Source organism: Winogradskyella sp. PG-2 (assembly GCF_000828715.1).
In the GTDB taxonomy this organism is placed as follows: domain Bacteria; phylum Bacteroidota; class Bacteroidia; order Flavobacteriales; family Flavobacteriaceae; genus Winogradskyella.
Map to the genome: position 1 here is coordinate 188,896 of NZ_AP014583.1, position 20,052 is coordinate 208,947.

Below are 20,052 nucleotides of genomic sequence, written 5' to 3' on the forward strand. Positions count from 1 at the left end.
ACACTACAAATCAAAAATATAATAACGTAGGACGTAGACTTAATATGTTGGACTCACTTTCTTTTATTAATTTAGAACTCATCAATGTAGCCAATTATTAAAAACACCTTATAACTATCCTTAAAGCTCAAACTCATATCGTCCCTCAACGATCCTCACCAATACGATTACAAGACTATGGAGTTGGTATTTTCAGTGGAGCGAAAACTAAATCTGCATTAAAAAAAGCGCTTAAGAAAGAATATATTACTGTTAATGAGTGCATCGCTACTTCAGCAACGTTTCTAACTGGAGGTGAGCACATTTGTTTGGCAATACCTGAAACTATTAGCTCAAAGAAGTCATTGGTGTTTCCTCTTACTATTTTATTTGAGGATAACTACCTAGCTTTAATACATAAACCTGCTGGTATTTTGGTAAGTGGTAATCGTTTTAAAACTATAGTCAATGCTTTACCTCAAAACCTTAAACCAAGCTCGCTTAATGATGCCACAAAACCACAACCTGTGCATCGTTTAGATTATGCCACTACTGGCCTTTTGTTAGTAGGCAAAACAAGCAGCAGTATAAGAGCCTTAAACCAACTATTTGAAAACAAAAGCATTTCCAAAACTTACTTGGCGGTTACTATTGGTGAAATGGATGATGAAGGCAAAATCAAATTAGCTATTGATGGAAAACCATCGCAATCGTATTATAAAGTGTTAGAGTCAGTTGCTTCAAAACGGTTTAGCAAACTCAACTTAGTAGAATTAGATCCTAAAACTGGGCGACGACATCAATTACGTAAACATCTTTCAAGTATTGGCAACCCAATTCTTGGAGATAAAGACTATGGTATTACTGACTTAATTCTAAATGGTAAAGGCTTATATTTACATGCCTATACGTTAGGCTTCGTGCATCCTATTACAAATAAAAAAATGCATATTTTAGATGCAATTCCTAAACGATTTAAGAAGTTATTTCCTGCTTTAGAAACAAATTAAAAATCAAAAAAAGTAAATCAATTTAGTACAAATAAATGCAGAAATATTGGAAAATAAGAGATTCAAAATTGAATAAACTGATTTTTATAAAAGATAAGTGTATTTATAAAGGTAATCCTCATGAAGATGTCTTACGGAAATTGAATTCAGAATCATCTGGCTTCCAATTTCTATCTCACCTTTTTAGTATACCATATTCTTATATAAAGCGTATTGAAAATCAAACTGGTAAAAACGACATTAAAATATATTTTGGAAACGATTCTGAAGATGAATTAGTTATAAAAGATAAAAATGTTAAGCAAGAGGTATTTGATTTCCTAAAACAAGAACTTCCAAATTTTAAATATAATTCTGAAATACCTAGTGTACTTAAGTATGGAAAGGCACAATTTTTTGCATTATTATTTACATCAGCCTTATTTGTGTGGTCTTTGTATTTGGCGATTCAAATTGAAAATGGATCTCAATATGAAATTGTTGGTGGCGGAAGAGGTATTGCTAGTATTGTTCTCGCAATAGCCAATTTAGGTGTTTTTAAAATTATTTTCGGATTTATTATTATCCTAGGCGTCATAGGATTAGCCTTAACGAGAAGATTAAAATCTAGAAGTGAAACTGAGTTTTTAAGACGATAGTTCCTAGCTTAAATTAATTGATAAATGTATAAAGTCACTTTAATAATCATATTTATCATAATCGTAGTTTTCTGTTACTACAATAGACATTTATTTGACTTTGATGATGATACCGACGGACCAGATGAAGGTGACTTCTTTGATGACTAAATCCTAGCACAAATCAAAAATGGAATATGTTGAATACATCGCTTTTTTAAGACATTATCTTAACTAACTATTAATAGTTTTAGAATACATATCCATAACATCTTTTGACACATCTTGAAACCTTATCGTTCTTTTTAGAAAAAACCATTTTTCCGTTCTGAGTACAAAAGGTGAAAATCCAGAGCGATGAGCACCTTTAAGTGAAGGAATATTATTTAGTTCTACAAACAGCATAAGATATCGTATACCTGAACCTTTGTATTGCTGAGCCATTTTGTCTAATGCTACAGGCATTATACCTTTACCTCTATATTCTGGAATTGTAAATACATTTTCTATAAGTGCTTCATCTTCTTGCAATGTTGGAAATAATTGTCTCCAAAATTCCTTTATTTTTTTATTCTGAGTTGCGTCCATTAACCAATGACGATAAAAAGGTATATCATCAATATTAGTAACTACATAACATGTTTGGATGTCCTTTTCTATTAATCCAGCATTCTGTAGATCTGCTTCAAAATAGTTCCTGTCCTCAGCTCTAAACGGTCGTAATGAAATATCAATTTGTGCATCTGAAGCCTTAAAATTAGCATCTAAGTCGCGCTTTAAACCAAAAGCTTCAGTTTTTGATAGCACACGCTTTGATATGCCTTTAATCATAAAGATTAACTTCCCTTTTTTGATTAAATCAACAATTCTTAGAAATGTGTTTTTCATTTAACTTAATTTCAATAGACTTTAAAAATAACTCTAAATGAATCTTTATAAACTATTTATGTGCTTTTTTTAAATATTAATTTATCATGCTTTTTCATTGACAGTTAGCTCGTTAAGATTAGGCTTTCAAAAATTTTATTATATATTTACTGAGCCCTCTACTAAAATCTATTATTATGAAATCTAGACTAACCTACGTTTTCACGCTACTTATTACGCTATCTTATTTAGCCTGTTAGCCAGAAAACACAAACAGCAATCCATAAGACACAACCAATGAATTTATATTTAATGGGGAAACCTATAATTTAATTTCTGCTATCGTAAGAGGTGAAAATACATCAACCAATGACCCAAGTGATATTAGTATTAGCTTGTTTAATAAGACGAGTGCTGAAATTACTGGTAACGGAGATTTGATTGATATTTCATATGTATTTTTCGATATAAATGATATCACCATACAAAACACAACTTATAATCAGATTAAAGATTACGACATCTCTATTAATAGTACAGTTGTAGATAGCGAATTTAATCCTGGAACAATTCTACTTGCGGATAATGAGCCAGATTCGGATGTATGTGCGCAATCTAGTTTTATTACCTTTATTAATTTTACTGAGTATAATATTAATTTTACATTCACTTTTACAAGAAACGACGGACAAGTTATTTCTGGAAGTTATAATGGTTATTATCTCGCTCCTTAAAGTATTAATTAAAGCATCATAGACTTATGATAAATAGATTTTTAGTACCTAAACCCACTAACTAATCTTATTTATCATGAAAAATGTATTAGCAACCATCATTGGAATTATTGTTGCAGGAGTCACAGTACACATCTTTGAATCAGTTTTAGGTCATAATTTATTCCCACTACCAGAAGGAGCAGATCCAACAAATATGGAGTGGATTAAAAATAATATGGATAAAATTCCGGTTGGTGCAAAAGCCTTTGTCGTTATTGCTCATTTTTTAGGAATTATAACTGGTATGTATGTTGCGGCTAAAATTTCTAAAGTAAGTACGATACCTTCTTATATAGCTGGTGGACTAATGCTTATTGCTGCCTTTTTTTACCATTTTTATGTTACCAAAAGAATTATGGTTTACACTTGCTGATGGTATTTTGGCTATTATAGGATTCTTTATTGGAAAATCATTAGCACAAAAGCAATTAACAACTAAGTAAAGGATTTGACTATGGTGAAAAAACTAATTTTGGTAGTCGTTTTTACAGTTCTATTTGTAAATACAAGTAAAGCACAAAATAAAGCGTCTTTAGAAGCCATTAATACCGTTTGGACAAAATTTTATAAAGCTTTTGAAACCTTAGATTATACGCTTATGGCAGATATACATGCAAAAGAGTTAATCCGTGTTTCTGGTGGTAAACGGATTTTAGATTATGAAGCCTACATCAAAGGTTATGAAGCTAGTTTTAAGAATTCTAAAGACAATGGCCAAACCAGTAACATTTCTTTACGATTCTTTGAGCGTATTAATAATAATACAACTGCGAGTGAACGTGGTATATATAAATTAGTTAGAAATAAAGGTACTGAAAAAGAGCAAGCCTATTATGGACAGTTTCATGTATTATTTAAAAAAATTGATAATGATTGGAAAATTATTATGGATTACGATTCGTCAGAATCTGGCACAATAGGTGAAGACGATTATAAAAAAGCTTTTGCTATTGATGATTTTGATAATTTCTTAAACTAAGTGCAATAGTAAATTAGGGTTAGGACAATTTTTCTTATAAAATTCTAAATCTAATCGGTTACTAACGCCTGGATAATCACCTTTATAATCTTCAATATCTTTTATAACCTGAAAATGTAAATGTGGTGGATAATCTCCATTAACTTCAGCAGTACCTAATGTTGCTATTTGGTCTCCTTGCTTTACTTCTACTCCAACTTTTAAATTTTCTATTGAGGCCATACTTAAGTGACCATAAAGTGTGTAAAACTCAAAACTATAAATATGGTGTTTTAAGATAATTGTTGGTCCGTAATCACCATGGTTAATATTATTTTTAAAACTATGAATGCTTCCAGCTAAAGGTGCATAAATTGGTGTTTCTGCTGCAATCCATAAATCAATACCTAAATGAATATTCCGTTCAGTCTCAGAATTTGTTTCATTAAAATAAGCACTACGTTGATAAATACCGCGTTGCTCTAAATAACCACCATAAGCGACTTTCGCATTATGAGTTTTCATATAATTCCAAATAAAATGCTCTAAATCATCAGAGTTTGAGACATTGATAGCTTTCAATTCTGAATTATGGAGAGATAAATTTATTGGTATGTATTGATCCTTAACTATTGTTGCATTTAATAAAGAATATGATTTAAGAGATTTTAGAAAAGTTTCGAAAACAGGAAGAGGCATAAAAAACAAAATTTCCATAAAAATAGGAAATCTATTTCATGGAAAACGGAAAGAAAAAAGAATAAAACCTTCTAAATTTAAATGAATCTAGAAGGGTTTAATTAATAATTACATTGCTAAACTTGGCATTAACAATAATATTTCTGTCAGAACTTTGTCCATCAGGATAATTACGAATCGTCTTTTGAGTTGTTGATTTATTATTAAACTTAGAGCGACTGCCTTTAAAATACATGCTATAATCAATGTTCTTTGATAAATTGATTAGTGCATCGCTATTCTCTAAAACTAAGTTAAGATTCTTAAATGATGATGCCAAATTAGAAATCGTTAAATCACCAAAACTTCCATCGATAATACCAGTATCACTTAAGCGTTCAACATTAATATTAGATGACTTTGAATTCAATACCAAATTATTCGCATTTTTAATCTGAGCTTTATCAACAAAATTAAGATTAAGAGTTCCCATATTCCATGTATTAATAACTACTGGCGAATAAGATACATTGATGGAAGTGTCACTTCCATCAATGTTATCTGCTACTAAAAATGAGTGTGATATATCACCTTTCATGTTATAAATAACTGAAGATAACTTTAACTCACCATGTCTTATATTAGTTTTTAGATTCGCTTTTTTAGGGATTTTAATCTTAATCACCTTTTTTACTTGACTATTACTACCAGACTCTAAACGTCTTTCTAAAATAGATTCTCTTCTATCTCTCATTTCTTCACGTCTTTTTTCCATGCGTTCAGCTCTTTCCTCTAGACGCTTCTCCATTTCTTCTGAGCGCTTTTCCGCAGCTTCTGAACGCTTCTCCATAGCCTCAGCTCGCTTTTCCATTTGTTTTCCAAAACGTTCTCCCCAAGCTTCCATTTTCTCTTCCCACTCTTTCCCAAATTTTTCTCCAAATTCTTCTCCCCATTTCTCCATGTCTTTTCCGAAGCTTTCACCAAATTTTTCGCCCCATTCTTCCATATCTTTAGCCCACTTACCTTCAAAACGCTTACCATATTCTTCTCCCCATTTTGCCATCTTTTCTTGATAACCAGACTCGGCAAACATTTTAGCCCAAGCCTCCATACTTTTCTGAAGTTCTTTACCGCCTTTCTTTTCGTATTCTTTACTCCATTCTTTTAAATACTTTTCACCTTCTTCTTGGTATTTATCGTAATCGAACTTAATAGTATTTACATCTTTAGGTAATTCTGGTAATTCAGGAAACTCTGGCATCTCAGGCATCTCAGGCATCTCAGGCATCTCAGGCATCTCGTCAATCAACATAACTTTAGGTAAATTTGCTAATTCTGACAAACCTGGCATATTTGGTAAATCTGCTAAATGCAATTCTAAGTCTTTTAATAAGTCCCCATAATCTTCTCCATCAAAAAATCCTATGCTTCGTCCACCATTTGATGATATTGTAACCTTATCTCCAGATCCTTCAACTTTGAGGTTCCAAGCTTTTAAAGCGCGTTCTAAGTCTTCTGGAGAAAGCTTACTGCTTTCTATATAGGCTTCAACTTCTACTATATCTCTATTCCAAGTTTCTAATTCAATCTCTACATAACTTGTATTTAAATCTACCACCACATCTTTATTTACCTTAATTGATTGTGATGTTTTGCTTAGTTTTTTCTGCGCATAACCAAAGGTAGTTATGAGGCAGAGCATTAAAATTTTGATAGTGTTCTTCATGATTTTTTGATTTAACTGTTCGTTTTTTGATTTTTATTGATTGTGATTATATGTGTGCTTCTGAAAATGAATCATCATTAAACTCTTGAAGTTTTTCCTTAAGACGCATTACTAGATTGAGTCTAAATTTTAAGTTATCTATAAGCGCATCTAAAGTAGCTTCGTTAGGACCATTTTCGTTAAGTTCTATAGTTAGCTTATCGTATTCTTCGTTTAATTCTTTAAGACGTAAGATGTAACCATCAACTAATTCTTTATTTTCAAGAGTTAACTCTACTTTAGACAATTCTAAATTGATACTTGCTAAATAATAATCTTCTACTTTCTGTAAATCTGGCACAACTTCCCCTAAGCTTTTTATATCATCTTTAGACTCAATAACATCATTATTCTCAACAACTTCTGTTGGTATAACTGGAGGCTTTTGGAAAAACTGAAACGCTCCATAACTCAGACCTAATAGTACAATTACACTTGCAGCAATGTTTAAAAAGCTGAATCTGTTATTTGATTTCTTTTTAGGAAACTCTTCATTCAATTTTTGAAGAAAACGTGCGTCATGACCTTCAGACATTTTTATATCTGAATTCTTAGGGTCTTCTCCAAATAGATTTCTAAGATCTTGTGCCATTTTTCTCTAATTTTAATTCGTTTTGTAATTTTTGTTTACCTCTCGATAATTGTGTTCTAGATGCTACTTCAGTAATATTTAAAACTTCTGATATTTCTTGATGATCATAACCTTCAATTAAATAGAGCATTACTACTATTTTATATTTTTCTGGTAAACGCTCTATCGCTGCCTTTACCTCATCAATGGTTATCGCATCATCTACCAACCATTCATTTTCATAATCCGCATCAACCACATTTAAATGATGCTCTTCTAATTCGATTAAACGTTGACGTTTAGATTTTAAAACATCTATACATCTATTGATAACAATACGTTTTAACCAAGCACCAAAACTTACCTCAGCTTTATACTGTTCTAATTTTGAGAAAGCTTTTATAAATGCCTCCTGAACAATATCCTCAGCCTCCATTGTATCTTTTACAAATCGAAGCGCGACGATAAGCATTCCGTTACAGTATTGATTATACAATTGCATTTGCGCTTGTCTATCATTCTGTTTGCATTTTTCAACGATATGAATTTGAAACGTGCTAATTTTGGTTTCGGTTTTTGATTGGTTACACATTAAAGACGACACCTATTTTTAAGTGTGACAAAATTTCTAAAAAAAATTTCATTTTATAAGAATTACTTAAAATTAGGCGTTAGTTCATTATAAAGTTATGGAATTGAATTATCTTTAAATTCTAAAATTCTATTTAAGATTAATTGCTATGTTAAAACGCCTCCTCATTATTCTGTCTATATTGGCACTAGGCTTATTATTATATTCGGTATTTGTTGAAAATATTTTCTCACCACGCTTAAGTCCAAAGGACTCTGCAAAAATTTCACTTAACGATTTAGATCTAAAAGTTGAATATAATAGACCTTCTAAACGTGAGCGTGATATTTTTGGAGCTCTAGTTCCTTTTGATAAAGTATGGAGAACAGGAGCGAATGAAGCCACAACGTTTTCATGTAATAGAGATATGATTGTAAATGGTATGACTTTAAAAAAAGGAAAGTATACAATTTGGACTGTACCAATGTATTCTTCATGGAAAGTTATGTTTAACACCAAGCAATATGAATGGGGAGTTAATGAAAGAATGGAACCAATGTGGGATCCGAATTATGATGCCATTGAACTCGAAGTACCAACTCAAGAGCTAGATACTACTGTAGAAAAATTTACGATTGCTTTTGATAATACAACAGGAAACTTAAAGCTAACTATGGCTTGGGATAGTACTAAGATAGAAGTTCCTATTGAAGAATCTAAGAAACCTTAATACATCTCGGTGGCTAAAAAAGACCAAACATATAAATCTGCGCTCTCAGAGCAAGATGGTATTACACCACCTGAGTCTTTAAGTTCTGATTCTGCTAAAACCATAAAAGCAAATCGCCAAAAACAACCTTCAATTGAAGATTTAGTTTCCGGAATTACTCTTGGAAATATCTCTGCATTAAGTCGTGCTATAACTTTGGTTGAAAGCACTAATCAAACTCACACGAAAAAGGCTAACGCTATTATTACAGCCTGTTTACCTTATGCAAATAAGTCTATACGAATAGGAATCACAGGTGTTCCTGGTGTAGGTAAAAGCACATTTATTGAAGCCTTTGGAAGCCATTTAACAAGCTTAGGAAAAAAAGTTGCAGTATTAGCTGTAGACCCAAGCAGTAGTCTAAGTAGAGGAAGTATTTTAGGAGATAAAACCCGAATGGAAGATTTGGTAAAAGATAAAAACGCTTTTATTAGACCTTCACCTTCTGGTGACTCACTTGGTGGTGTGGCTAGAAAAACCAGAGAAACTATTATTCTTTGTGAAGCGGCAGGTTTCGATACCATAGTTATAGAAACTGTTGGTGTTGGTCAAAGTGAAACTGCAGTGCACAGTATGGTCGATTTCTTTTTACTGTTAAAATTAGCTGGTGCAGGTGATGAATTACAAGGTATTAAACGTGGTATTATTGAGATGGCAGATGCGATCGTCATAAATAAAGCTGATGGAGATAATATAAAAGCTGCAAAATCAGCTAGACTTGAGTTTAACAGAGCTTTACATTTATATCCTTCCAAAGCATCTGATTGGTCACCAAAAGTATCGCTCTGTAGTGCTTTAAAACAAGAGGGCATTTCTGAGGTTTGGGAGATGATTAAGACGTATGAAACTGAAACAAAAAACAATACCTATTTTGAAGTCAATAGAAATAATCAAAATAAATTTTGGTTGCTTCAAACCATAGAAGAACGTTTAAAGTATAAATTTTATAATTTGGATAAAATTAAAGCTGAATTACAAGTTCAAATTGATATGGTTGAGGCTGGAAAAACAACACCTTTTGTTGCTGCAGAATACTTGCTTTCGTTATCATAAAAAAACAATACTTTTGCAAAGACTAAGCAATCAAACGAATGACGTATAAGTTCACTATTGTAGTTCCTGTTTATAACGAAGAGGAAAATTTAGAACGTGTAGAAACTGAACTTTCTAACTATCTAAATATAGCTTCAGTGCCTACATCAATTCTATTTGTTAATGATGGGTCAAAGGATAATAGTCAAGAGTTAATTGAAGCGATTTGCAACCGTAACAAAGCCTTCGAATATATCTTATTTAAAGAAAATCGTGGTTTAAGTGCTGCTATAAAAGCTGGCTTCGATTATGTTGACTCTGAACTTGTTGGCTATATCGATTCTGATTTACAAACTGCTCCAGAAGATTTCAATGTACTATTAGAACATATAGATACTCACGAGTTAGTGACTGGTGTTCGTTCTAACCGTAAAGACTCTTTTGTTAAGAACATGTCATCTAAAATCGCCAATGGTATTAGACGTGCGTTTACGCACGATGGTATGGATGACACAGGTTGTCCACTTAAAGTTATTAAAACAGATTACGCTAAACGTATTCCTATGTTCAGAGGCTTACATCGTTTTTTACCAGCAATGATTATGCTACAAAATGGACGTGTAACACAGGTTACAGTTCAGCATTTTCCTAGAATAGCTGGTAGAGCTAAATTTGGACTTTGGAATAGACTTTTAGGACCTTTAATGGATTGCTTTGCATATCTCTGGATGAAAAAAAAGTATATTAATTACGACGTTGCTAAATCCAGTAAATGAAGGATTGGATAATTTACAGCATCGGATTTTTAGCTCAGATATTATTTTCTTCTCGGCTTTTAATTCAATGGATCACCTCAGAAAAACAACGCAAGGTTATCACGCCTAGTACCTTCTGGACACTGAGTCTCATTGCTTCCTTTTTATTATTTATTTATGGGTATTTACGTCTAGATTTTGCCATTATGCTTGGACAGAGTTTAACGTACTTTATATACATCAGAAATTTACAACTACAAGGCCAATGGCAGAAGTTCCCTAAAGTAATGCAGTACTTATTATTTATAGCACCCATTCTTATCGTCATTTTCTATTACAACAACAATAAAATAGATATAGAATTACTCTTTAAAAATGAGGCGATTCCATTATGGCTACTCATACTTGGTATTATTGCACAAGTTATTTTTACATTGCGATTTGTGTACCAATGGATTCACTCAGAAAGACACAAAGAATCTAGCCTACCAATGGGCTTTTGGGTTTTAAGTTTAATTGGAGCTGGTTTAATATTATCCTATGCTATAATTAGAGAAGACCCCGTACTATTTGTTGGTCATCTATTTGGCTTAGTCATCTACGCTCGTAACGCTTATTTAATAAGACAAACCAATGATTAAGTATATTGAAAAATATCCTATTCTAAGTCTATTACTATTCGTTTTAGTGATGCTCGGTTTTACAATAGATGCTATTCCGGTAACTATTATGGAAGCCCGAAATTTTATTTCGGCAAGAGAAATGCTTACTGATGACAGTTGGATTTTAACCACCATGAATGGTGAAGCACGTTACCAAAAACCGCCTTTACCAACTTGGATCACTGCAGCTTTTGGTTTTATATTTGGACTAAAATCTGTATTAGCATTACGATGGCCTGCACTACTCTTTTTAGCGAGTATTGGTATATCTACTTATCTATTATCTAAAAAATTAGAGCTCTCTAAACCACATAGTTTAATTAATGGCTTCATTGTATTAACCTCTTTCTATGTCATCGGCATCACTATTGAAGCACCTTGGGATATTTATACACATGGTTTTATGCTCATGGCATTACTGCAATTGTTTCAATTGTTTGATAAAGCCAAAACACCTATTCTACATAGTCTCTTATTTGTAGCCTTCTTAGCAGGCTCTGTATTATCTAAAGGTCCTGTTTCCTTATATGTACTGTTCTTGCCCTTTGTGATTGCTTATGGGATAGCATTTAAGTTTAAAGGAAGTTTTTTACATTTTTTAAAACTCATCAGTCTTTTAGTCTTTGGCATTGTATTAGGCGGTTGGTGGTATTTTCATGTTAGGGTTGCAGATCCTGAAACCTTTACTGCTATCACACAACGTGAAACTTCTAACTGGAGCAGTTATAATGTAAGACCATTTTACTATTACTGGAGTTTCTTTGTACAGAGTGGCCTATGGACCATTCCTGCATTAATAAGCTTAATTTATCCTTATTTAAAAACGAGAGTTTCAAATTTAAAAGCCTATCGTTTTAGTTTCTTTTGGACCATCTTAGCTGTGATTCTATTATCTATTATTCCTGAGAAAAAATCACGTTACCTCATGCCTGTTTTAATTCCTTTGGCAATAAATATTGGGTTCTATATAGAATTTTTAATTCGTGAATTCAAAAATATAAAGGCTAAAAAAGAAACGGTTCCTGTTTACTTTTTATTTGGTCTCATTGCACTAATTGCATCTTTATTTTGGTCGGTTGTGTTCTTTTCTAACATCGAATTAACTGGATTGGTTTTAATTAGATTTATAATAACTGCTTCAGTCTTATTGGGTATTGGTATTCTAACGTTTAAAAGCCTAAAAGAAAAGAATATTAAAACGGTTTTCTATTTAGTCATTGTATTTATGCTCACTATTGGTTTTGTTGCCTTACCTATTGCCAAAACATATGTACAAGCAGATTACAAACCAGTATCAGAACTCAACATTGAGAACCTTAAGGTGTATAGTTTAGATTATGTTGCACCAGAAGTGATCTATAATTATGGCAATAAAATTCCGAGTATTAAAACAGTAGAAGGCTATCTTATACCAGAGCAAAAGGAATTCTACTTAATGACAAGTAAAGTCAATCCCGAAACCATTTCTCAGTTTTCGAGCTTGTATAACATTACATATTTAGAAACTTACGATTTAAATACTTCCTCTAAAGATACAAGAGGTTACAAAACCAGGTTAGTAAATAAACTTTACAAGTTTACTCGGAAATAAATCGTTTAAGAAGATAGGTGTTCATCCTATAGAAACCATAACCGGCAAGGGCTCCGAAAGTCATTCCGCATATAATATCAACTGGATAATGTACACCAACATAAATACGACTGTAAGCCACCACAAAAGCCCAAAATAAGAGAATAAAAATCAACTTCTTAAAATATGGTCTTAATACCAATCCACCAAAAACAGCCGCAGCCATAGAATTAGAAGCGTGACCAGAGAAAAAGCTTCTATTGCTACTGCAACGCTCAGCAATATAACGTATGGTATCCATAATATCCTCACAGGCGCAAGGTCTAAAACGCAGTACTGAACGCTTTACAATATTTGTGGTTTGGTCGGTAAACGTAATCATGGCAGCAATGACTAAAACCATGAGTAATAAAGGTTTTAAACCATACTTTTTATAAATAAGAAATAATAGAATTGAATATAGAGGCACAAAGGTAAACTCGTTAGTAATGGCGAGCCACATAGAATCCCATGTCTCTGATCCCAATCCATTGAGGAACAAAAAAAGCTCTGTATCTAATTCTAAAAGTCTATCTAACATTAGTCGTCGTAACGTGCTACTTCTCTATCGTAAAAATCTGTGGCTTGTTTAATATAGTTTTCAGTTTCAGTCTCTAATTCCTTTTCATCGTGCTGGTCAAACTCTTCAAACCATTCTACTTCATCGTTTTCTAGATTGATAATAAATCTTGGAAACTCTGTATGTATAATATAAATAGCATCTGGATGATCTGTATTGTCTCCCAATATAAACTTAGGTAATTCCATGTATTAACTTTTGTCTTGTTGCAAAATTAAACGCTTTGTGAGATAATTAAACCTAAAATACAATAAAATTGCGGCAACACTCAAACCTGCTAACAGTCCAAGCCAAATACCTAGACTTCCATACGCTTCTGCTTTTCCTAAAAAATAACTAATAGGAAAGCCAACCACCCAATACGAAATAAAGGTAATAATCGTCGGTATCTTAACATCTTGTAGGCCTCGTAAAGCGCCTAAAGCAATCACTTGTAAACTATCACTAATCTGAAATACAGCCGCTGCCAATAATAATGTAGAAGCTATCTTTACCACCTCAGCAGTATCTAATGCATTTGCAGGATCATCTAAATCTACATATAAATCTGGTAGTATGTTATGAAAAACAACAAAGAACAAAGCAAAAACCACAGCAAAAACAAAACCGACTAAAAAGATAGATTCCGCGATACGCTTTAAGGCTTTAAAATCTTTAAGTCCTTTTTGATTTCCTACTCTAATCATGGCAGCCACACTCAATCCCATAGCGACCATAAACGTCATTGAGGATAAGTTTAGAGCAATTTGATTAGCCGCTTGTGAGTTGGCACCTAAGGTACCAGAGAGCCAAATGGCTGCTGTAAAAATCCCAACCTCAAAGAACATTTGCATAGCGCTTGGCATGCCTAAGTTCATTAGTTTATTTATGGGTTGCTTACTGAGTTTAAAGAATTTTATGTTTGTGACAAAAGCCTTAGACTTCTCTTTTTTCGCTAGTAACCACCACAAGTAAAACAACATCACAAAACGCGATACTAATGTCCCAACAGCTGCACCAACGATACCCATTTCTGGGAAACCAAACTTCCCAAAGATTAAGACATAGTTAATAGCAACATTAAGCACATTGGCTAAAATAGTAGCGTACATTGGGTATTTGGTGAGCGATAAACCATCACTAAATTGTTTAAAAGCCTGAAACACAATTAATGGCACCAAAGAAAAGGCTACCAAATCTAAATACGGAATGGCGAGCGCTACCACTTCTTCTGGCTGATCCATTACATACATTAGAGGTTTGGCCAACAATAACATTAAAAACAGTAACAAACCTAAAACGGTACACAAAAAGAAACCATGTTTAAACACGGACTTCCCTTTAGCAAAATTTTGTTCTGTATCTGCTTCTGCTACCAAAGGTGTAATAGCAGTAGAAAACCCAATACCAATAGACATGGCTATAAAAATAAAGCTATTGCCCAAAGACACAGCCGCTAATTCTGCAGCACCTAATTGCCCAACCATAATATTATCTACAAAACTGACAAAAGTGTGCCCAAGCATACCTAATATCACCGGAGAGGCCAATTTAAGGTTGTATTTAAATTCTTTGGTATAGTTGCTTAAAACCATTTGGCAAAAGTAGTACTTAGGTTGTTCTTGTACGAATTAAATTTGAATGGAATTTTGGTTGGTTCGCTTAACGCCCACTGTGTATGGCGTAGTGAGGCGCGCCTCACGGAAAGCCATTGTTGCGCCTGATTAGCTATACACGCTGTTGTGTGTAGTATCGTTCGGAGTTCTCGTAGACTCGACTAAATATACATAAAATTAGCGAGGTGCGACAAACAGTGGGCGTTGGTATGTAATTAGTAGAAGGGCAGCGTTTGGAAAACGCGATTCTACGTGCCGCAGGCAATTACATACCAACGCCCACTGTGTATGGCGTAGTGAGGCGCGCCTCACGGAAAGCCATTGTTGCGCCTGATTAGCTATACACGCTGTTGTGTGTAGTATCGTTCGGAGTTCTCGTAGACTCGACTAAATATACATAAAATTAGCGAGGTGCGACAAACAGTGGGCGTTGGTATGTAATTAGTAGAAGGGCAGCGTTTGGAAAACGCGATTCTACGTGCCGCAGGCAATTACATACCAACACTTAGATATGGTCAGTTATAATTGACTATATCCTTTGTTAAGCGAAGTTAGCTTTTAAAAATTGGATTTTCAATACGTAGAACTACGTATTTTTAATCTAAAGTGAAGCTATATTTTGCTTAGATGATTCAAACTCACCTAGCATATCCTCCACAATCTCAGCAACAGGTTTTACATCTTGGATTAAACCTGCAATTTGCCCTATCTCTAGTTCTCCATCTTCTAAATCGCCTTCAAACATACCACGTTTAGCTCTAGCTCTGCCTAAAAATTCTTTGAGTTGTTCTGGTGTTGGTGCCGTTTTATAAAGTTCTTGTAACTCGTTGTAGAAATTGTTTTTAATAAGTCTAACCGGAGCTAGCTCTTTTAGCGTGAGTTGTGTATCCCCTTCTTTAGCATCAACGACCACTTGCTTAAAGGCTTGGTGCGCAGAAGATTCTTCACTGGCTACAAATCGGCTACCAACTTGTACTCCATCGGCTCCTAATACCATACAAGCCAACATGGCTTTACCAGTAGCAATGCCTCCTGCTGCTATTAATGGAATTTGTAATTGTTCTTTTACCATTGGAATCAACGTTAAGGTTGTGGTTTCGTCACGTCCATTATGTCCTCCGGCTTCAAAGCCTTCAGCTACAATAGCGTCAACTCCTGCATCTTGTGCTTTTAAAGCAAACTTTACACTGCTTACCACATGCACTACTGTAATACCTTTTTCTTGTAACCATTTGGTCCAGGTCTTTGGATTTCCGGCAGAAGTAAAAACAATCTTCACTCCTTCCTCTACTATAATATCCATTATCTCAGTGATGTTAGGATACAGCATGGGCACATTGACTCCAAAAGGTTGGTCGGTTGCTGCCTTGCATTTTTGAATATGCTCTCGCAACACATCTGGATACATTGAACCTGCACCTATTAGACCTAAGATTCCTGAGTTACTCGCTGCTGAGGCAAGTCTCCAGCCACTATTCCAAATCATACCTGCTTGAATAATTGGGTGTTTTATATTAAAAAGATCTGTGATTCTATTCGCCATTTATTGCTTAATAAATTTAAAAGTTTTTGAACGTGTATCTGTTGATAGCTTCATAATGTAAATGCCTGTTGAGAAACGAGATACTTGTATTGGTTTAGAATTTTCAAACAGAATTTGCTTTAACACCTCTTTTCCCAGTTGATTATATATAGAAAGCTCAACCTCACTTGTGAAAGAAGGGATTCTAAAACTCAATTCGTTTTGTACAGGATTGGGATAGAAACTAAAGTCTTCAATCAATGATTCATCAAGAGATAATGCGATGCTTCGTGCTAGATCTAAATCGGGTATTCCATAGCCTAATAAATCATCTGGATTGTTAAATTGTGAAGCCGATTGCCGTACATAATCCATGACCTCGGTTGGAGATGCATTTGGTATGGCTTGCCATAAGGATGCTATACCACCACAAAGAATTGGACCACTAAATGAGGTGCCATTGTTTTGAGTGATACTATTATTTTGATCTATAACATATGCTGAACCACCACGAGCTACAACATCGGGTTTCTGATAACCTACTTGTGCTGTACCACCTTGCGAACTAAATGCCACATAATTACCATTGGCATCAACCGCTCCAACAGATAACACATCTGGTGAATCTGCTGGTGCACCTACAGTTTGCCATGTTGTTGCACCAGAATTGCCTGCACTGACTACAACCAATATGCCTTTTTCTACTGCGATAGACGCACCTTTTGTTATAAATGCCGTTTGACCATCCATATCTGCAGGCGTGTAATTATGACTCGCATTATCAAAGACACGATAACCGAGCGAAGTATTAATCATATCGACACCCAAACTATCAGCGCGTTCTGCCGCTTCTACCCAATAACTTTCTTCTGCAGGTGTTTCACTGCCAGCATCTTCTGTTAAAAATAAGTAATAGGAGGCATCTGGTGCTGTACCAACAAATTCGTCTTGTACAAAACCTGCCATATCACTCAATACTCTTGTGCCATGAGAACTTGCTGCACTTGCATATACATCTGCATCTCTGTTTACAAAGTCATAACCATCTAGCAAATCTCCATTATCTCTAAGTCTTTGAAACGCTCCCATAGTATTCACATTTGGGAAACCAGAATCCATTACTGCAATGGTAATGCCTTCTCCCGTAAAATCTGCAACATGCAAATTATCTACATTAATCATTTCTACTTGGTTCTGCGTATCACCATAAGTGAATACCACATTATCATCTTCAACTTCAGTTTTATCTTGTATCACCTCAGAACGTCCTGCAACATCTAAACTATTATTTGCAAAGTCAATAGTAGCAACATAACCTAAGGCACTTAATGCATTGATATCCGTTTCAAGCCCGCGAACATATACTGCGTTAAACCATTTTGATTTTGCAAGTACAGTAATTCCCGTTTGTGTTTTTAAGTCTGTAATATACGTTTCGTTTACAGGCACATCGCGAGCATCTATAACGATATTGTGATTTTGTTTTCTGTCAATAGCCTTCTGAGTAAGTATGGAAATTGGATTTGTCAAGGCAGCAGATACGTTTGGTTTATCTGTGAGATAAATCCATGCATCTTCTTGAGCGTAGCTGTTTATTGAAATAAGGAGCAATAAAAGCATGATTAATTTTCTAAACATGGCTTTTTCTTTTTATTGCAATTTAAGAAATAACTCCTGAACCTACCAATTCGTCTTTTAGATACCAAGCCACAAACTGACCTTCGGTAATTGCAGACTGTTTATTTTCAAACTCAACATATAAGCCATTAGCCACTTTATGAAGTGTCGCTTTTTCGAGTTGCTGTCTATATCTAATTCTAGCCATTACTGATAGAGTTTCACCTTCAGCTATAACCAAGTCTTCTCTTATCCAATGTAATTCTTCATTGGCTACAAATAAGACATTTCTATATAAACCAGGATGGTTTTTCCCTTGACCAGTATAAATGATATTATCTTCCACGTCTGTTTCTATAACAAATAAGGGTTCTACTGTACCACCAACTCCTAAACCTTTGCGTTGCCCTTTGGTAAAATAATGTGCTCCTTGATGTTGGCCTACTATCTTTCCATCAGATAATTTATAAACAGGCTTCTGAGATAAAAATGCCAATTCACTTTCTTTAGAATCGAACTTTGGAATTGCTTTACTGTAAGTTTCAAATGATGCATCAACCTCAACAATATCACCTGCTTTAGGTTTTAATTGTTGTTGAAGAAATTCTGGAAGCCTCACCTTACCTATAAAACACAAGCCTTGAGAATCTTTCTTTTCGGCAGTAATTAAATCTTGAGTCTTTGCAATTTCTCTAACTTCTGGTTTGGTTAACTCGCCAATAGGAAATAATGCTTTTGCTAATTGTGCTTGCGACAACTGACATAAAAAATACGACTGGTCTTTGTTATTGTCTGCACCTGCAAGTAACTGATGAATAGCTTTACCATCTTTTTCGATAGTCCCTTTTTTACAATAGTGACCAGTAGCAACATAATCTGCACCTAGTTCTAAAGCGATATCCATAAAGACATCGAACTTTATTTCGCGATTACATAATACATCTGGATTTGGTGTACGTCCTTTTTCATATTCATTAAACATATAGTCTACAATACGTTCTTTATACTGTACACTTAGATCTACAGTTTGAAAAGGGATACCTAATTTATCGGCTACAAGCATAGCATCATTACTATCTTCTAACCAAGGACATTCATCTGAAATAGTCACTGAATCATCGTGCCAATTTTTCATAAATAAGCCTATAACCTCGTAACCTTGCTCTTTTAAAAGATAGGCTGCAACACTAGAATCTACACCACCAGAAAGTCCTACTATGACACGTTTCACTTGCTATTAATCTTATATAGGTTTGTTCGAAAAACTTCGACAAAATTACAAAATAAAAAAGGCAATCGTATTAGGATTGCCATATCTAAATTCTATTGAATATATAGCTTAAAACTATTCGTATTTCTTTATTACTTTATTAATGGTATGATCTATTTCTTTAGACAACTTTCCGTTTTTATAATACTTCCAAACTTCTTTCTTTTGGTCCTTTATATAATAACCTTCTGATGTAATATTACCGCTTAAATCGTAGTTTATGGATTTACCATGTAATTCATTATCAAGATAAGTCGCTAACCTTAATAAGACTTTCGCTTCTGAAAACCATTTGGCTTCTCCATTTAACTTTCCGTTTTTATAAAATGCCTTTTCCCCAACAAGACCATTTTTATAATAGACAAAACGTTCTCCTTCTAACAATCCATTTTCATTATAGTTTTCCACAATCATCTTAGCTGTTGAATTTTTATGATAGAAAATCCATTGTCCGATATATTGTCTACCATTCATCTTACCCTCACTAATTACTTTTTTGTTTGAAGCATAAAAAGTGACATCTGCTAAACTATCTTTCTTATTAAAAACCTTAACCGCACTTAAAACACTCTTTCCTTTTGATAAAGTATAGTACTTAAATGAATCAATTTCTTTACCATGACTAAATACTCCTTCGTATCTCTTCTGATCGGTCTTATGATAGTTTTTTGTCCATAAACCGTGACGTTTGCCGTCTTTATCGAACTTATTAACTGATTTTTGAGCAAAAGCAGTTGTTAAAATTATTGTAAAAAATAAGGTCAAAAATATTTTTTGTTTAATCATTTTGTAATATTGTTAAACAAACAAGGCGTTTGTATATGATGAACAACTTTTAAAAACTCAAAA

Annotated in this window: 23 protein-coding genes; 11 read left to right on the plus strand and 12 right to left on the minus strand. The window is 33.9% G+C overall.

Annotated elements, in window-relative coordinates:
* The first annotated feature begins 308 nt into the window (after nucleotides 1–308).
* The 3 genes from WPG_RS00990 to WPG_RS18745 are packed head-to-tail and all read left to right on the plus strand — an operon-like array spanning nucleotide 309 to nucleotide 1,777.
* Nucleotides 309–989, plus strand: coding sequence for an RluA family pseudouridine synthase (locus tag WPG_RS00990; protein WP_316929969.1), 681 nt, complete (start codon nucleotides 309–311; stop codon nucleotides 987–989).
* Between the two features lie 35 nt (nucleotides 990–1,024).
* Nucleotides 1,025–1,627: a hypothetical protein gene (locus WPG_RS00995; RefSeq protein WP_045468212.1), complete on the plus strand. Its 603-nt coding sequence runs from the start codon at nucleotides 1,025–1,027 to the stop codon at nucleotides 1,625–1,627.
* 24 nt (nucleotides 1,628–1,651) lie between these two features.
* Entirely contained in the window at nucleotides 1,652–1,777 is a 126-nt protein-coding gene (locus tag WPG_RS18745) for a hypothetical protein (protein WP_262507858.1), read from the plus strand.
* 63 nt (nucleotides 1,778–1,840) lie between these two features.
* Here the strand turns inward: WPG_RS18745 and WPG_RS01000 are convergent, their stop codons facing one another.
* The gene (locus WPG_RS01000) at nucleotides 1,841–2,494 is read right to left on the minus strand and encodes a GNAT family N-acetyltransferase (RefSeq protein WP_045468215.1); all 654 of its coding nucleotides are present in this window, start codon (nucleotides 2,492–2,494) and stop codon (nucleotides 1,841–1,843) included.
* A 374-nt stretch (nucleotides 2,495–2,868) separates the two neighbouring features.
* Here WPG_RS01000 and WPG_RS01005 point away from each other — a divergent pair, with 374 nt between their 5' ends.
* The 3 genes from WPG_RS01005 to WPG_RS01015 all read left to right on the plus strand — a co-directional run bounded on the left by WPG_RS01005 (nucleotide 2,869) and on the right by WPG_RS01015 (nucleotide 4,228).
* Nucleotides 2,869–3,207 carry a hypothetical protein gene (locus WPG_RS01005; protein WP_045468218.1) on the plus strand — a complete coding sequence of 113 codons (339 nt, stop codon included), beginning with the start codon at nucleotides 2,869–2,871 and terminating at the stop codon, nucleotides 3,205–3,207.
* 76 nt (nucleotides 3,208–3,283) lie between these two features.
* Nucleotides 3,284–3,622: a hypothetical protein gene (locus WPG_RS01010; RefSeq protein ID WP_231850232.1), complete on the plus strand. Its 339-nt coding sequence runs from the start codon at nucleotides 3,284–3,286 to the stop codon at nucleotides 3,620–3,622.
* Between the two features lie 81 nt (nucleotides 3,623–3,703).
* Complete coding sequence (locus WPG_RS01015; protein ID WP_045468221.1) at nucleotides 3,704–4,228, plus strand: nuclear transport factor 2 family protein; 525 nt, start codon at nucleotides 3,704–3,706, stop codon at nucleotides 4,226–4,228.
* On the opposite strand, the gene WPG_RS01020 is transcribed toward WPG_RS01015, so the two are convergent.
* The 4 genes from WPG_RS01020 to WPG_RS01040 form a co-directional block, all read right to left on the minus strand.
* A complete protein-coding gene (locus tag WPG_RS01020) occupies nucleotides 4,220–4,906 on the minus strand; it encodes a peptidoglycan DD-metalloendopeptidase family protein (RefSeq protein WP_045468224.1) in 687 nt (228 codons plus the stop codon). The genes WPG_RS01015 and WPG_RS01020 overlap by 9 nt on opposite strands.
* A 97-nt stretch (nucleotides 4,907–5,003) precedes the next feature.
* Complete coding sequence (locus tag WPG_RS17160) at nucleotides 5,004–6,611, minus strand: hypothetical protein (RefSeq protein ID WP_052471109.1); 1,608 nt, start codon at nucleotides 6,609–6,611, stop codon at nucleotides 5,004–5,006.
* 46 nt (nucleotides 6,612–6,657) lie between these two features.
* On the minus strand, nucleotides 6,658–7,242 hold the full coding sequence (locus WPG_RS01035; protein ID WP_045468227.1) for a hypothetical protein: 585 nt from the start codon (nucleotides 7,240–7,242) through the stop codon (nucleotides 6,658–6,660).
* A complete protein-coding gene (locus tag WPG_RS01040) occupies nucleotides 7,226–7,813 on the minus strand; it encodes an RNA polymerase sigma factor (RefSeq protein ID WP_045468230.1) in 588 nt (195 codons plus the stop codon). The genes WPG_RS01035 and WPG_RS01040 overlap by 17 nt, the downstream gene beginning before the upstream one ends.
* A gap of 148 nt (nucleotides 7,814–7,961) precedes the next feature.
* On the opposite strand from WPG_RS01040, the gene WPG_RS01045 reads away from it, so the two are divergent.
* The 5 genes from WPG_RS01045 to WPG_RS01065 are packed head-to-tail and all read left to right on the plus strand — an operon-like array spanning nucleotide 7,962 to nucleotide 12,601.
* On the plus strand, nucleotides 7,962–8,522 hold the full coding sequence (locus WPG_RS01045) for a DUF2911 domain-containing protein (RefSeq protein ID WP_045468233.1): 561 nt from the start codon (nucleotides 7,962–7,964) through the stop codon (nucleotides 8,520–8,522).
* A gap of 9 nt (nucleotides 8,523–8,531) precedes the next feature.
* Nucleotides 8,532–9,614, plus strand: coding sequence for a methylmalonyl Co-A mutase-associated GTPase MeaB (gene meaB / locus WPG_RS01050; protein WP_045468236.1), 1,083 nt, complete (start codon nucleotides 8,532–8,534; stop codon nucleotides 9,612–9,614).
* A gap of 38 nt (nucleotides 9,615–9,652) precedes the next feature.
* Nucleotides 9,653–10,369, plus strand: coding sequence for a glycosyltransferase (locus WPG_RS01055; protein ID WP_045468239.1), 717 nt, complete (start codon nucleotides 9,653–9,655; stop codon nucleotides 10,367–10,369).
* Entirely contained in the window at nucleotides 10,366–10,989 is a 624-nt protein-coding gene (locus WPG_RS01060) for a lipid-A-disaccharide synthase N-terminal domain-containing protein (protein WP_045468242.1), read from the plus strand. The genes WPG_RS01055 and WPG_RS01060 overlap by 4 nt, the downstream gene beginning before the upstream one ends.
* Complete coding sequence (locus tag WPG_RS01065) at nucleotides 10,982–12,601, plus strand: ArnT family glycosyltransferase (RefSeq protein ID WP_045468245.1); 1,620 nt, start codon at nucleotides 10,982–10,984, stop codon at nucleotides 12,599–12,601. The genes WPG_RS01060 and WPG_RS01065 overlap by 8 nt, the downstream gene beginning before the upstream one ends.
* Here WPG_RS01065 and WPG_RS01070 read toward each other — a convergent pair.
* From WPG_RS01070 to WPG_RS01100, 7 genes are all read right to left on the minus strand, one after another.
* Complete coding sequence (locus WPG_RS01070) at nucleotides 12,588–13,160, minus strand: phosphatase PAP2 family protein (RefSeq protein WP_045468248.1); 573 nt, start codon at nucleotides 13,158–13,160, stop codon at nucleotides 12,588–12,590. The two genes, WPG_RS01065 and WPG_RS01070, sit on opposite strands and share 14 nt — an antisense overlap.
* A complete protein-coding gene (locus WPG_RS01075; RefSeq protein WP_045468250.1) occupies nucleotides 13,160–13,387 on the minus strand; it encodes a hypothetical protein in 228 nt (75 codons plus the stop codon). Before WPG_RS01075 ends, WPG_RS01070 begins: the two co-directional genes overlap by 1 nt.
* 3 nt (nucleotides 13,388–13,390) lie before the next feature.
* A complete protein-coding gene (locus WPG_RS01080; RefSeq protein WP_045468253.1) occupies nucleotides 13,391–14,773 on the minus strand; it encodes an MATE family efflux transporter in 1,383 nt (460 codons plus the stop codon).
* Nucleotides 14,774–15,395: 622 nt separating this feature from the next.
* Entirely contained in the window at nucleotides 15,396–16,337 is a 942-nt protein-coding gene (locus WPG_RS01085; protein ID WP_045468256.1) for an NAD(P)H-dependent flavin oxidoreductase, read from the minus strand.
* A complete protein-coding gene (locus WPG_RS01090) occupies nucleotides 16,338–17,954 on the minus strand; it encodes a S8 family serine peptidase (protein ID WP_045468259.1) in 1,617 nt (538 codons plus the stop codon).
* A 22-nt stretch (nucleotides 17,955–17,976) separates the two neighbouring features.
* Nucleotides 17,977–19,164 carry a tRNA 2-thiouridine(34) synthase MnmA gene (mnmA, locus tag WPG_RS01095; protein WP_045468262.1) on the minus strand — a complete coding sequence of 396 codons (1,188 nt, stop codon included), beginning with the start codon at nucleotides 19,162–19,164 and terminating at the stop codon, nucleotides 17,977–17,979.
* Between the two features lie 114 nt (nucleotides 19,165–19,278).
* Nucleotides 19,279–19,989, minus strand: coding sequence for a toxin-antitoxin system YwqK family antitoxin (locus WPG_RS01100; RefSeq protein WP_045468265.1), 711 nt, complete (start codon nucleotides 19,987–19,989; stop codon nucleotides 19,279–19,281).
* Nucleotides 19,990–20,052: the final 63 nt, after the last annotated feature.